The following is a 13,829-nucleotide window of genomic DNA, read 5'->3' on the forward strand; positions in this document are numbered from 1 at the left end:
AGTCCGACGGGCTGCTAGTTCTCCTCAGCCCCTTCTTCGATCCAATGGCGGATGATCAGGATCTGCGCCGCCGCCAGTTGTCCTCCCAGTGGCATGCGCTGGGCCGCGTCCGTGGCCGAGATGCGCTGCACCAGGCGGCTGGCCTCCGGATCCCCGGCCACCACCGCCGGACCGCTTGCCCCTCCCGCCATCACTCCGGCATGGGTCGAGAGGTCAAGCCCGCCATAGCCTCCCGCTCCGTGGCAAGCCACGCAATTGCCGGTCAGAATGGGGGAGACATCGGCCAGGAAGCTCGTGAAGGTGCCCGCCGGAGGATCGGCCTCCTCCCCCAGATCCGTGCAGCCGGCCAAGCCGGCCAGCGCCGCGAGGAGCACCAGACCCCTCATGGCGCCACCGCCCAGAGGTCCACGGTCACCTCCATCGTCTCGGCCACCTTCATGAAGAGGAACTGGGGACGTGGGATCTGATGGTCCGCCAGAGCCACGACGAAGCGGCAGAGCAGGTGCAGGACCTCTCCCTTGTGCCTGGCCGGCGTGCCGCTCCCCTCGGCATGCCAGGTCACATCCACCGGCACGGTGCGCGGCTTGGTGACGCCATGAAGCGCGAAATCCCCGCTTGCCGTCAACCGCGCCGTGGTCCCCGCCTTCAGGGGTGGCACCTGTCCGGTGAGGCTCTTCATCTCAAAGCGGGTCACCGGATGTTTGTCCGTATGCAAATGGTTTTCGCGCATGTGGGTGTTGCGCAGCGAGAGACCCGTGTCCAGCGTGGTGAGGTCGACCTCGAACCAGGCGGCGGCCCCCTCGCCCGGATTGCCCGGATCCACCGTCACCTGACCCTTGACCTGGCGCGTGCTGCCGTCAAAGGATTCGATCGTCGCCTCCGAATGGAACGAGACCTTGGTGTGGGCGGCACCGGGCCTCACCTGGAAGGTGCGGGGCGCCGCCGCCAGGCCGCCGGCCAGCAGCAGCAGTGTCAGGACACGCATCATGCCCTTCATGGTTCGTCCTTTCTACATGAAAAGATGAAGCTGCAGTTCTCCCTGCAGCCATTCGTCCGCCTCCTCGAACTCCTCGTGCCGCAGGAGGGAAAGAGCCGGTTTGAGGCCGACCCCGGGCACGGGCATCCACTCCAGGCCGAGGCGGTGCCGCAGATCGATGCCGCGCTGGCGCTCCACATCCTCGTCGTGGAAATCATAGGCGTAGAGCAGGTCGAGGCCCGGGCGCAGCCGCCAGGCCAGCTCCTGCGAGAAGGCGATGCCGCTGATCCCATCGGCCGTGAAATGGTCGACCTGGCCTGTCCAGGTCAGGGGGCCGCGTGCGATGCCGGCCAGGAGCCCGGCCATCGTCCGCGATGGCGCCGGGGCGCGGTCCGAGACACGGGCGTTGGCCCCCAGGCTGAGGGCGCTGCCGCCGGCGCGTCCCTGCCACAAGGCGCGCAGGGTGAGGGCCTTGCCGCGATCGCCATCCATCAGGCCGGCGTTGTCGTTGCCCAGGGCCACGGACAGGCTGTAGTGGTCCGGATGGAATTCCAGCTCGACGCCGGTGTCGGCCTGGCCAGCTCCGTAGCCAAGGGCCCGGCGCACCGCCGTGTCGTGGTCGGCCCATCGCCAACCATAGGTGGGCAGGAAGCGCCCGGCCTTGACGCTGCCGTGCCAGGGCAGCACCTGCAGCAAGGCATAGCCCTCCCCCTCGCCGCGCAGGCTCTTCTCCAGCACGACCTGGGCCCGGTCGTGGATGCGCAGACCCAGATAGAGGTCGCCTTGCATGAGGAAGAAGGTGCTGCGCTCGTGCTCGGCCAGGCTGGTGGCGGGATCGCCGGACTGGGATTCGACCAGGGCCATGCCCCGCAGGTCCAGTCCGATCTCCACCCGCTCGGAGAGGCGCGGACTCAGGCGCTCCAGCTCCTCCATGGCCAGCCCTTTGGCGGCCAACTCCGTGCCCGTGAAAAACTGGCTGCCGAAGGTGGTCCGCATGCCCCCGCCACCCGGATTGTGGTGGCAGAGATGGCAGGACTGGGCGTATTGGGCCGAGTAGCGCGGCAGGGCCGTGGCCCGGCCGCTCAGGAGGCAAGCGATCAACAGCACCAGGCCGCCCACGTGTCGGGTCATGTCGGATCCCTCCCATGCAATGAAGTTCAGGGGAACGATAAGAAGTTCGGCTCGGCTAATCCTTAACAGGAAAGAGTAAACAAAGGCCCCGCTCCTGGGAACGGGGCCTTGCCCATCGGATACGGATGGATCAGAAGGAGAAGATGAAGGAGGTCTGGAAGCGGGTGGCCTCGCCGTCCTCGGCGCCCACTCCCACGTATTCGGTGGTGAGCAGGGCCACTTCATTGGCCCAGGTGAGGGCCTTGCCAAGCTTCCAGAAAGCGTTGACGCTGAGGGCCGTGTTCAACTGGCGGGCCGGGGCGACCAGCGGATAGTCGGTGGATTCCTCGTCCGGATCATCCACGCCGTACACCACGTGGAAATCCAGGGTTGGCGACGCGGCGAATCCAAAGTCGACCCAATAACCCACGCCCTCGGCCGCGGCCTGGCCGATGCAGCCCAGGTAGGGGGCCATGTTCTCACCGCTCCAGTACTCGCCCTTGACCGACAGCTTCGAGGTGAGCGGGAGACTGAACTCGACATTGATCGATTGGGTCTCGGACTCGGGCGTGACGGTGTCGTCCAGGGTCGCCATGTGGCCGGAGAAGCCCAGGGAGCTTGGCTTGTCGGTGAGCAGCTTGAAGTCGTAAGCCAGGCGATACTGGATGTTGGGCGTCCCCTTGCGCTCGCCGCCCAGGGTGCGCGCCAGCGCCACCTGCGTCTTCAGGCCGCCCCAGCCCTTGCTCACGCGGAACTGCGGCCGACGGTACCCGATGTTGCCCGCCCACCATTGCACGGCGTAGTTGACCGTGCGTGGGAAGAGGGGGGAGATCAGGTCGCTGGTCTGGCCGGCCAACACTTCGAGCCCCAGGTCCGGCCAGACGGCCGTGACGTAGGCCTGGCGCATCATGGGATTGGCCTTGTTCTCGTCACCCCCGCCGTAGAAGTCCACTTCCACCACCGCGCCGGTCTTGATGCCGTCCTCCTCGGGGCCGGCGAACTTGAGGCCCAGGCGTGTCTGGTTGGCGGTGAGAAAGATCTCATCCTCGGTGTCGTTGGCCGGATCGGGCGCGGGCACCCACTTGAAAAAGTTGCCGGTGTCGACCGGGTCCGTGTCGAAGGCGAGATCGCCTTTGACAAAACCATAGAGCGTGACGGGCAGGGAGGTGCCGATCGTCTGCGCCCCCGCGCCCAGTGACAGGACGGAGAGCATCGTGGCACCAATAACCATGCGGTTCCAGGAATTCACAGAATCCTCCTTGCTTGATTGTTTCAGGCTGTGGCGGTCGTCAGGATGGAGAAGAACAGGGTATGGCTCTCTGCGGCCGGGGAGGGCGCCTGCTCCCAATGGCCCTGGTGGAAGCGAATCCGTGAGGGGTCCGGATCGTGTCGCTGGCCGTCACTGAGGACCAGCCGGTCGGCCAGGGGGAGCACGGCACGGGCCGTCTCCTTGATCTGGGCGCATGTCGTGTGATGGATCATGAGAAAGAGGCCGGGCTTGAGGGCAAGGCGCAGGCTGTTGGACTCGCAGACGATGGGAAGGCCGGGGTCGACCACCTGCCGCAGGGCGTCGATTCCCTCCGCCAAGGCCTCTCGCCGGACCTTCAGCCACCAGACGCCCCGCGCCCCGGCCGCCAGCATGCGCCGAGTGTCCTTGTCACTTCCGGGCAGAACTTCCTTGGCCAGTTCGAAGGGCGCCGCAAGGGCGCCGCAGACGCCGCAGCCCACGCCTCCGCGCGGGCAGCAGCCCTCCTCGTCGCGGATGACCGTGACCTTCAGTCCCAGGATCGGCCCCTGCTCCGACAGGCGGCGGATGAGGGCGCAGGCGAAGCTGGTCTTGCCGGCGTTGCGGCCGGTGGCGCCCAGCAGCAGCATGGCGGGCCAATCCGTCATGATCCTTCTCCGATGAAGCGGCCGGCCGTGCTGCTGAGCGAGGTCCACACCTCCCGCCCCGCGGCCAGCCCCAACTGGCGGACGAGTCCTTCGTCGAGCAGGGCGTGGATGGCGATGCCGATGTCGATCTCCACCTCCACTCCGCCACGGGCGGGCACCAGGTCGCGGACGCGGCCGGGGTAGAGATTGGGCAGCTCGGCCCGGGGCCGTTCCACCGCCAGGTAGACATCCTCGCCCCGGAACATGAGACAGCCCCGCCCCCCCTCGTCCTCGGTCATGACGGAGAAGGTGAGACCCTCCACGTGGAAGCGGCCCATGGTCATGCCATCCTCGTCGCAGCTTTCCAGCCGACCGCGGAGGACGTTGCGGATGCCCGTGAAGCGGGCCACGAAGCGGCTGCGGGGATGGCGGAAGACTTCGGCGGGCGGCCCCGCCTGGACGATGCGGCCGTCCTCGAGCACGGCCACGCGCGTGGCCAGCGCCAGGGCCTCCTCGAAGTCGTGGGTGACGTGCAGGATGGTGTGGCCCGACCGGTGCAGATTTCGCAAGAGGGAACGCAAGCCGCTCCGCGCGTCGCAATCGAGGGAGGCGAGGGGTTCGTCCAGCAGCAGGTAGCGGGGATGGCGCGCCAGGGCCCGCGCCAGCGCCACACGTTGCGCCTCTCCTCCGGACAGCGTGGCCGGGCGGCGCCCCATCAGGTCCGCGATGCCCGTCACGGTAGCCAGCCCGCCCAGGATCTCCTCCCGCGCGGCGTGTCCCAGGCCCCGTCCGGCAAGGGAATAGGCCACGTTCTGGCGCACGGTCATATGGGGAAAGAGGGCTTGGTCCTGGTAGACCAGCGCCATGGACCGACTCTGGATCGGCTCCATCGTGATGTCCCGCCCATCCAGCCGGATGCAGCCGCCCGCGGGCCGGTGCAGGCCGGCCAGCGTCTCCAGGAGCACGGTCTTGCCCGTGCCGGAGGCTCCCAGCAGCACGAGGTACTCGCCTTCGTGCAGGTCGAGGTCGATGCCGCGCAGGGCAAAGCCGCCCAGGCGGATGTCCAATTGCTCAAGGCGCAACACGGCGGGAGTCTCCAGCCAGGGCCTTCAGCGCGACAAAAAGCGCGAGGCAGACCAGGATGAACAGGGCCGTGACGGGCAGGGCGTGGGCCAGGCCGAAGGTGCTGAAGCGTTCGTAGATCATCACCGGCGCGACGGTGGGATGGTAGGCCATGATGATGACGGCGCCAAACTCGCTCATGCCGCGCGCCCACATCAGCACCAGACCGGTCAGGATGGAGCGGCGGGCCAGGGGCATCGACACCGTGAGGAAGACGCGCAGGGGCGAGGCACCCAAATTGAGGGCGGCCTTCTCCAGACGCTCCGGCACCTCCTGGAATCCCGTGCGGGCGGCGTTGACCAGGAAGGGCAGGCTGACGAAGGCCATGGCCGCCATGATGCCGGCCGGCGTGGAGACGAAGGAGATGCCCAGCTTCCCCGCCAGCGTTCCCGCCGGGGTATGGCGCGCCAGCACGCCGAGCAGGGCGATGCCCGCCGCCGAATGGGGGATGATGATGGGCAGGTCGATGACGCCCATCACCAGGCCGCGCAGGGGAAATCGGCGGCGCGCCAGCAGCCAGGCCAGGGGAATGGCGGGGAGGGCGCAACAGAGGGTGGCGGCCATGGAGGTCCACAAGGTGAGCCCGATGCTGGCCCGCACCTCGGGATCGGCCGCGGCCAGGACCAGGCTGTGCTGGCCGCTACGCAGGAAGACGCCCACCAGCGGGGCCAGGATGAAGAGGAGGACGATGCCGCCCAGCGCGCTGAAGGCGAGTTGCAGTCCGTCGAGGCGTTTCATGGCGTCGCCTCGCGGTTCAGCGCCGGCCGGGCATAGGGCCGCAAGACGGCGGGCAGGGCCTCCCAGCAATCCGTGGGGGCCGGCGCCACGCCCGGCTGCCCCAGCCGCGCCAGGATGGCGCCGCCCTGCTCCTTCTCCAGCAGGAAGCGGACAAAGGCCAGGGCCGCCGTGGGATTGGGGCTGCTCGTGGGAATGGTCACGCCGTAAACCATGGACTCGCCATGGAGGCGCGTCGTCTCGCCCGGGCGCTTCCCCGCCACGTCCGCCCAGACCCGCCGGTAGGACTCGTCGAGGGCGGGGTCCCCCAGGTTGATCGCCGCCGGCAGCGCCACCATGTCCAGCCCGTGCTGGACCGCCACCGAGCGGTAGATGAAGAGGCAGTCGATCTCGCCCATTTCCAGGAGGGCGAGGAGGTCCACCTCCTTGGGACGCATGTGCCGGTGATGCAGGGCGAGGAGGGAATCGGCCATGCCCGGCCGGCCGGCCTCGAGGCCGGCCAGCCGGATGGCATGCACGGTGCGGTAGCCGCAGGGATCGCTGTCGGGGTCGGAGCGCCCGAAGACCAACTCGCCGCTCAGCATGCGATCGAAGACATTGTCCGCCGTCACGCGCCTGGATTGGACCCTTCCCTTGCCCATCGCCACCACCAGTTCATTGGAGGCGAAGCGCAGGTTCCAGGAGGCATGGCCGGGGATGAGCAGCTCATCAATCACCCGGTAGTCGGCCGAGGCCATCACATCGCAGGCACGGCCCAGTTCGCTGATCTTGCGTGCGCAGACGCGGCTGCCGTCCGCCTCGCGGCGGATCTCCAGCCCGGGGTGGAGGCGGTTGAACTCGCGACCCAGCTCGGCCATGGGCACGGCCAGGCTGCCGGCATGGAAGATCACCAGCGTGCCGACAGGCTCCCGACCGAAGACAAGGCCATGGAACAAGGCCAGGAGCAGGATCGCCGTGCCGCGCCTCATGCCCGTGGCGCCCGTGGATCGATTCTCGCGAGAGGACGGATGATGAATTGTCCACAATGACCAGGGCAAGGCGCAGCCGTGCCGGCGTTGCGGGGCTACGCCAAGGGGATGCAACGCAGCCATGGGCGGTGCGGGCACTTCCCGAAGGGTTCGCGATACGCGGCATGGATCTTGGAAGCGACCAGCATCCGCGAACAGCATCCGGCAGATCACGGGAACTGGTCCATTAGTCCGACCCGAGCGTGATCGCCGCCGAGAGGATCTCCTCGCTGTCGGTGCGGGTGATGGTCGAACCCGAGCTGTGGATCATGTGGTCGATCAGGCCATGGCGCTGGTAGGGCGACATGGCCAGGAACTCCTTGATGACAACGTCGTCATGGCAGCCCAGGCAGCGCTGCATGACCAGGGCCGCATGCAGGCGCTCCCATTGGGGGCGGCTGATCCCGACATCGGGATGCTGGTTCATCTGGGCGATGACCTGATCAACCTCCTCCCCGCTGAGTTGCTTGCCGCCATAGCGCCGCTCGGAGTGGCAGCGCGTGCAGGTTTCATCAAGCGGGTCGAATGGATCGGGCAGGCCCGCCACCTGCGCGGCGATGTCCACATGGGTGCTGCGCTCGATCTTGGCCACCAGCCGGTGGGTATCGACGCCCACCCGTAGTTGGAAGATCATGCCGATGCTGAGCACAACGACCATGAACACCAGGATCGCCCGCGAGTAGTCGCTTCGTCTACGTTCTTGCATGTCTCCTCCCCTTCAACTGGTTGCAGGGTCGGCGTGCCCGTGGATCGGCAGATACATCGAGATCACGCGGTAGGCCAGGATGCCCAGGGAGATCAGCCCCAGGGTGATGAGAATCTCCGCCCAATAGGGGTGGTACACCGAGCCGTCCGGATCGATCATCCCCACCACCGTCACATTGATGCGGTTCCAGAGCAACCCGATCACGACCAGCGCGGCCGACGTGAGCAGGCCGCCACGTTTCTCGCGCACATCGCGCGAGAGGAAGAGGGCGAAGGGCAGCACGACCCCCACCAGCAGCTCGCCCCACCAGGACCAGGACTGCCAGCTGATCGCCAGGGCGTCGTAGACCGCCCCGCGCAGCACGAGGTCGACGATCTTGACCAGCAAGTAGGTGCCCAGCAGCCAGGGCATGGCCCGTGCGAACGAGGTCAGCGGCCGAATGTCCAGTTTGTGCCCCAGGCCCTTCTCGCTGGCGAAACACTCGACGATCACCATCGCCGGCGCCACCATGATCGCGGACAGGAGGAAGAGCACGGGCAGCATGGGTGAGTACCAGAGCGCATGCAGCCGGTGCGGCACCAAGGTGAAGAGAGTTCCCAGCGAAGACTGGTGCATGGTGGAGAACATCACGCCGGCCATGATCATCAGCAGGGGCATCTGGATGCTGCGTGAACTCAACTTGAGGCGGAAGAGCAGCTCCCAGCCCATCAGGATGGCCAGCATGACGACGGCCCAGACGACGGAGTCGGTCATGGCGAAGGTGAACAAGGTCAGGATGAACACGATGAACCATGGGGCCAGCCGTTTCCAGTGCTCATGCAGGGCGGACAGTCGGAAACGCTCGAAAACGGGGGGCAGGAATTCCAGCAAGAGGACGCTGGTGTAGAGCATGACGCACCAGGCGACCTCGAACATGGGGGAGCTGTGGTTCCAGTTGAAGATGGCGCGCCAGAGATTCCAGGGCCGCCCCAGGTCGACGATCAATCCAAAGATGAAGATGAGATAACCCAGAAAGGCCGTTGCGATGGCGGGCCGGGTCAGGGAGTGGAATCGCGTCAATCCGAAGAGGTGAACCGAGCCGGCCACGACGAAGCCCCCGGCGGCCAGGGCGATGCCGGCCAGCACGTCCACGCCGATCCACAGGCCCCAGGGATAGGAATCGCTCAGGTTGGTGACAGCGCCCAGCCCCATCACAAAGCGGTAGCCGATGAGAAGCAGGCCCACGGCGGCGAGGATGTAGAGCGCAAGCAGCCCGGGACTGGTGCGCTTGAGGAAATCGATCATTGCCCTGTTCCTCCCTGCTCTGGATCCTTCGTGTGTCCCAAATCCTCCTCCTGGGCGGCCAGCTGCTGCCGGCGGTTGACGATCCAGGACACGGCGCCCAGACCCAGGCCCAATCCAGTCAGGACATAGGGGATGGTGGCCATGGCCGGCTTGGAATAGGCCGAGTAAGGCTCAGTGGACAGGCCCTTGACATGACCCAGTTGTTCCTGAGGCACGTCGGAGATGTGGAAGACACAGGTGCCACCCACTTCCGTCTCGCCGTAGACGTGGTGCACATAGTTGCGCGGGTTGCTTTCAATGCGCCGGTGGGCCTCCTCCAGCATGTGCCCGCGCTCCCCGAAGACGATGGCGTCGGTGGGGCAGACCTTGGAACAGGCCGGTTCCTGACCCTCGGCCACCCGGTCCGCGCAGAGCGTGCACTTGGTGATTTTGGTCAGCACCCTGTCCCACTCGAAGCGCGGCACGTCGAAGGGGCAAGCCAGCTGGCAGTAGCGGCAGCCCAGGCAGAGCGAGGCGTCGTAGGTGACCGGTCCCTCCTCGGATTTCTTGAGGGCATGGACCGGACACGCGGTGGCGCAGGCCGGCATCATGCAGTGCATGCACTGCCGCTTGCCGAAGACCCAGTCGAAGCGGCCGCGCCGTTTCGTCTCGTTGTAGGTGATGAGCGTCCAGGTGGAAGCCGAGAGGTCGCCCGGATTCTGGTAGCCCTTGCCGGCGAAAAAGGTGGTGGACTCGCTGGGCAACTCGTTCCAGCTCTTGCAGGCGATCTGGCAGGCCCGGCAACCCACACAGCGGGTGGAATCGATCAGCATCGCCTTCATGCCACACCTCCCGAGACCTTGCGCACATCGCAGAGGAAGGCCTTGTACTCCGGGATCATGGTGTTGGCGTCGCCCACATGCGAGGTGAGCACATTGGCGCTGTCACCCTTGGCGATGCCCTCCCAGCCGAAGTGCCAGACCACCCCCACCTCGTGCATCATCCTGCCGTCCACCCGGAAGGGCTGGAAACGGTTGGTGACGAGGGCGTAAGCCTCCATGGCGCCCCGCGCCGTCATGATCTGCACGCGGTCGCCGTTCTTGATGCCACGCAGGTCGGCCAGGGCCGTGCTCATCTCCACGAAGACATCAGGCACCAGCTCCGTCAGCCAGGACAGGTTGCGCGTCATCGCCCCCGCCTGCCAGTGCTCGCTGACGCGGTAGGTGGTTCCAATGATGGGATAATGCTCGTGCTCGCCCACCGGGTTGAGCTCGGGCCTGACCTGGGACCAGAGCTTGATCGCCGGATTCACCTGCACGCTGGACATCAGGTTGCGCTGCGGACTCTCGAGCGGTTCGTAGGCCTCGGGCAGCGGTCCGTCGTTGAGCGTGGCGGCCCACAGGGCGGCGTGCCCGTCCGGCCGCATGATGAAAGGATGCTTCTCCCCCGGCGGCCAGGGGCCGTCCGGCACGTCCCCCTCCCATTTCTTGTCGGCGGCGTTCCAACGGATGACCCAGTTACGCGCATTCCAGGGCTGGCCCGCGGGATCCACCGAGGCGCGGTTGTAGAGAATGCGCCGGTTGACGGGCCAGGACCACGCCCAGTTCGGGTAGAGACCGATGCCGTTGGGTGCGTCCGTGCCGTCCCGCCGCGCCATTTTGTTGTCCTTGGGTTCCGGCCCCGTGTAGCTGTTGCAGTAGAGCCAGTTGCCCGACGCGGTGGATCCGTCCGCCTGCAGCAGGGCGAAGCCGGGAACCTGGCTCCCCTTCTTGTGGGTCTTGGGCGTGCCCTTGTCGTCCAGGGTTGTGTCGCGGGTGAAGTAACCGTTGATCTCGCGCGCGACCCGGTGCACGTCCGGCTCGATATGGTGGTCCGGCACGTCGGGCGTGCCGTAGTCCCAGTTCATCCTGGTGATCGCCTCGGGCAGAGCCCCGCCTTCGGCATAGAGGGCGCGCAGCTTCTTGTGGAGCGAGTCGAGGATCCACAGGTCGGAGGCGGACACACCCACCGGATCCACCGCCTTGTAGCGCCACTGGGCCCAGCGGCCGCTGTTGATGATGCTGCCCTCCTTCTCGATGGACGAGCAGGCGGGCAGCAGGAAGACCTCGGTCTGGATCGAGGCGGGATTCGTCCCGGGCCGCTGCCAGAAGGTGGAGGTCTCCGTCTGCCAGAGGTCCACGGCCACCATCCACTCCAGTTTCTCGAGGGCGGCGCGCTCCTTCAAGGAATTGGGGCCGCCCACCGCCGGGTTCTGGCCCAGCAGGACGAGACCCTTGATCCTCCCCTCGTACATGGCCTCGAAGAGGGAGATGTGCGAGTGGTCCTCGCTCCGCTTGGGCAGGTAGTCGTAACAGAAGTCGTTGGCCGGCGTGGCGTGGTCCCCGTACCAGGCCTTGAGCATGGAGATGACGTACTTGGGCCGGTTGCCCCACCAGTTGGCTGACTTGGGATCCACCGTCTTGGGCGTGTTGGCCTCCAGGTAGGCGTCCAACCCCTGGTTCGCCACGACCGGCGTGGGGTTGTAGCCAGGCAGGATGTGGAAGAGCAGGCCGAAGTCCGTTGATCCCTGCACGTTGGACTCGCCGCGCAGAGCGTTGACGCCGCCCCCCGCCAGCCCCACGTTGCCCAGCAGCAGCTGGAGGATGGCATAGGTGCGGATGTTCTGCGTACCGTTGGTGTGCTGGGTGGTGCCCATGGCGTAGAGCCAGGTGCCCACCCGGTCCGGCGCCCAGGTGGAGGTGTAGTTGCGGCAGATCTTGATGTAGTCCTCCCGCGGCGCACCGGTGATGGAGCAGACCGTGTCCACGTTGTAGCGGGAGAAGTGGCGCTTCATCAGCTGGAAGACGCAGCGGGGGTGCTGGAGGGTCATGTCGCGCAAGGGCATGCCATCTGGCCCCGTCTCATACTGCCAGGTGGACTTGTCGTAGCTGCGCTTGGCCTCGTCGTAGCCGCTGAACAGGCCGTCGTGGAAACCCACGTCCTTGTGGATGATGAAGGAGGCGTTGGTGTAGTTGAGCACGTACTCCCGCTGGATGTAGCCATTCTCGAGGGCGTAGTTGATCATGCCGTTGACGAAGGCGATGTCCGTGCCGCTGCGGAACTGGCAGTAATGGTCGGCGAAGGAGGAGGTGCGCGTGTAACGCGGGTCGGCGTTGAGGATGATGGCGCCGCGATCCTTGGCCCTGCTCAGCCATTTGGCGGCGATGGGGTGGTTCTCCACCACGTTCGATCCCATCACCATCGCCACGTCGGCGTGGATCATGTCGATCCAGTGGCTGGTCATGGCTCCGCGTCCATAGGTGGCCGCCAGACTGGCGACCGTGGAGCTGTGTCATATGCGGGCCTGGTGTTCCAGCCAGACCACCCCCAGGGATCTCGCGAGCTTCGAATACAGGTAGCATTCCTCGTTGTCCAGGGCGGCGCCGCCCAGACAGGCAAGGCCCTCCGTGCGGTTGACCAGCTTGTCCCCGTCCTTGGCGACGAAGGTGGCGTCGCGCGTGGTCTTGATGCGCTTGGCGATCTCCGTCAGCGCCCAATCCCAGGATTTCTCCTCCCACTTGGCGCTGCCCGGGGCGCGGTAGCGCACCTTCTGCAGCCGGCGATCGTTCTTCGCCACCTGGAAGAGGGACATGCCCTTGGAGCAGAGGGCCCCTTCGTTGATGGGATGGTCCGGATCGCCCTCGATGCTGATCAGCTTGCCTTCGCGGGTGGAGACGATCAGGCCGCAGCCGACCCCGCAATAGGGGCAGATGGTGGTGCTCTCCTTGGTCTCCGCCGTTTTGAAGCGCTTGCGTCGTTTGGCTTGGGCCGGCTTGGCCAGGCCCAGCACGCCCACTGCCGTGCCGAAGACGCCCGCGCCGGCCGCGCCCAGGAAACTGCGACGAGTGAGATTCATCGGCCTCTCTCCGGATTGGGTGACATGTGATGGTCTTCGATCTGGGCCGCCGCGAGGGGCGACGGCCGATGCGGCCGCTGCGACACGAGCGGGGATTCCCGCATCAGGTCGTGCTGGACGGCCGCCAGGTCCAGCTCCGTCGAACCGAGCAGGAGCGCATCCCAGGGGAGGCTGCCCAGCTCCTCCTCGCTGCGGAACTCCTTCACGTAGCGCTTGCAGTCCCGGCAACCCTGGAGGCGCCAATTCTCCTCGCCTTCCAGGTGGATGTGCCGCAGGCGGCTCTGGTCGCTGCATCCGCAGAAAGCACATTGCAGGCGGGGGTGGCGCCAGGCCGTGCCGCAGTGCAGGCACCAGAGATGCCGGCGGCCCTCGGCCTTGGTGTCGATCATGGAAAGGGCCGGCCAGTGTCCGCACACCGGGCAACTGCCGCCGGTCCAGGAGTTTAGTCCCGCCTGTCCCACCGCTCGCCAGGCGAACCAGGCACGGAAGGGGCGGGCCAGCCAAATGGCATGGAAGACGGCGAGGTCCTCGGCCAGTCCGGCGAACTGGAAGGCCGCCATCAGCTCATGGCCGCGGTCGCCAAGCACCTTGTCGAGGTGACCCGCGGCGTCCTCCTCGACGTAGGCGCGAATCCGGGCCAGATCCTCCGCCCGCTGCGGGAGAGCCTCTTCCAGCAAGCCGCCCAAGAGGTGCGCGGCCAGGACCGCCACCGCCGGCCGGGGACGGGGCGCGTCGGTCAGCAGACACCGTCCCTGCCGCAGATGGGCCGCCCCCTCCTCCAACCAAGAGTCGGCTTTCCCGCCATAGGGTTCCGCCTCGTCAATCGCCCGGCAGTAGTCGTCAAGACGACTCTGCAACACTTCCAGGAGCTTCACCTGCGCCGGCAGATCGGTCGGTGAATGGTTCATGGGGCCGCTCCTCGCATGGAAATCGAACAAGGTTCACGACATGGCCGTCGCGGGCACCAGGGGTGCCCGACTGATCAAATTCTTCCGAACAACACTCGCCAGCCCTGTCCTCCAGCAAGGCCTGGAGGCTGTCACCTGTGAAACTGATAACAAAAATAAGGGCATGCAAGAAAAATGTGAGGTCCGTGGAAGGAATCTATCTTCACGTTCATGTCAATAATGCCGGACAATTTCT

The 13,829-nt window shown here is 66.4% G+C and carries 13 protein-coding genes; all 13 read right to left on the reverse strand.

Annotated features, from left to right (window positions below; translation table 11 throughout):
* Positions 1–14: 14 nt before the first annotated feature.
* The 13 genes from Q8O14_14070 to Q8O14_14130 all read right to left on the reverse strand — a co-directional run bounded on the left by Q8O14_14070 (position 15) and on the right by Q8O14_14130 (position 13,594).
* On the reverse strand, positions 15–386 hold the full coding sequence (locus tag Q8O14_14070) for a c-type cytochrome domain-containing protein (protein MDP2361853.1): 372 nt from the start codon (positions 384–386) through the stop codon (positions 15–17).
* Entirely contained in the window at positions 383–997 is a 615-nt protein-coding gene (locus Q8O14_14075; GenBank protein ID MDP2361854.1) for a YceI family protein, read from the reverse strand. The genes Q8O14_14070 and Q8O14_14075 overlap by 4 nt, the downstream gene beginning before the upstream one ends.
* A gap of 12 nt (positions 998–1,009) precedes the next feature.
* A complete protein-coding gene (locus Q8O14_14080) occupies positions 1,010–2,107 on the reverse strand; it encodes a hypothetical protein (GenBank protein ID MDP2361855.1) in 1,098 nt (365 codons plus the stop codon).
* A 130-nt stretch (positions 2,108–2,237) separates the two neighbouring features.
* On the reverse strand, positions 2,238–3,335 hold the full coding sequence (locus tag Q8O14_14085; protein MDP2361856.1) for a hypothetical protein: 1,098 nt from the start codon (positions 3,333–3,335) through the stop codon (positions 2,238–2,240).
* Between the two features lie 23 nt (positions 3,336–3,358).
* Positions 3,359–3,979: a hypothetical protein gene (locus Q8O14_14090; GenBank protein ID MDP2361857.1), complete on the reverse strand. Its 621-nt coding sequence runs from the start codon at positions 3,977–3,979 to the stop codon at positions 3,359–3,361.
* Positions 3,976–5,043, reverse strand: a complete 1,068-nt coding sequence (locus tag Q8O14_14095; protein MDP2361858.1) for an ABC transporter ATP-binding protein — start codon at positions 5,041–5,043, stop codon at positions 3,976–3,978. Before Q8O14_14095 ends, Q8O14_14090 begins: the two co-directional genes overlap by 4 nt.
* Positions 5,030–5,818: an ABC transporter permease gene (locus tag Q8O14_14100; protein ID MDP2361859.1), complete on the reverse strand. Its 789-nt coding sequence runs from the start codon at positions 5,816–5,818 to the stop codon at positions 5,030–5,032. The genes Q8O14_14095 and Q8O14_14100 overlap by 14 nt, the downstream gene beginning before the upstream one ends.
* On the reverse strand, positions 5,815–6,783 hold the full coding sequence (locus tag Q8O14_14105) for an extracellular solute-binding protein (protein ID MDP2361860.1): 969 nt from the start codon (positions 6,781–6,783) through the stop codon (positions 5,815–5,817). Before Q8O14_14105 ends, Q8O14_14100 begins: the two co-directional genes overlap by 4 nt.
* A gap of 226 nt (positions 6,784–7,009) precedes the next feature.
* Positions 7,010–7,528, reverse strand: coding sequence for a hypothetical protein (locus Q8O14_14110; protein MDP2361861.1), 519 nt, complete (start codon positions 7,526–7,528; stop codon positions 7,010–7,012).
* Between the two features lie 12 nt (positions 7,529–7,540).
* On the reverse strand, positions 7,541–8,812 hold the full coding sequence (gene hybB, locus Q8O14_14115; protein MDP2361862.1) for a Ni/Fe-hydrogenase cytochrome b subunit: 1,272 nt from the start codon (positions 8,810–8,812) through the stop codon (positions 7,541–7,543).
* Complete coding sequence (locus Q8O14_14120; protein MDP2361863.1) at positions 8,809–9,633, reverse strand: 4Fe-4S dicluster domain-containing protein; 825 nt, start codon at positions 9,631–9,633, stop codon at positions 8,809–8,811. The genes hybB and Q8O14_14120 overlap by 4 nt, the downstream gene beginning before the upstream one ends.
* Positions 9,630–12,686, reverse strand: a complete 3,057-nt coding sequence (gene fdnG, locus Q8O14_14125) for a formate dehydrogenase-N subunit alpha (protein MDP2361864.1) — start codon at positions 12,684–12,686, stop codon at positions 9,630–9,632. Before fdnG ends, Q8O14_14120 begins: the two co-directional genes overlap by 4 nt.
* Positions 12,683–13,594, reverse strand: coding sequence for a formate dehydrogenase accessory protein FdhE (locus tag Q8O14_14130; GenBank protein ID MDP2361865.1), 912 nt, complete (start codon positions 13,592–13,594; stop codon positions 12,683–12,685). The genes fdnG and Q8O14_14130 overlap by 4 nt, the downstream gene beginning before the upstream one ends.
* Positions 13,595–13,829: the final 235 nt, after the last annotated feature.

It is taken from the genome of bacterium (assembly GCA_030685015.1).
GTDB lineage: Bacteria > CAIWAD01 > CAIWAD01 > CAIWAD01 > CAIWAD01 > CAIWAD01.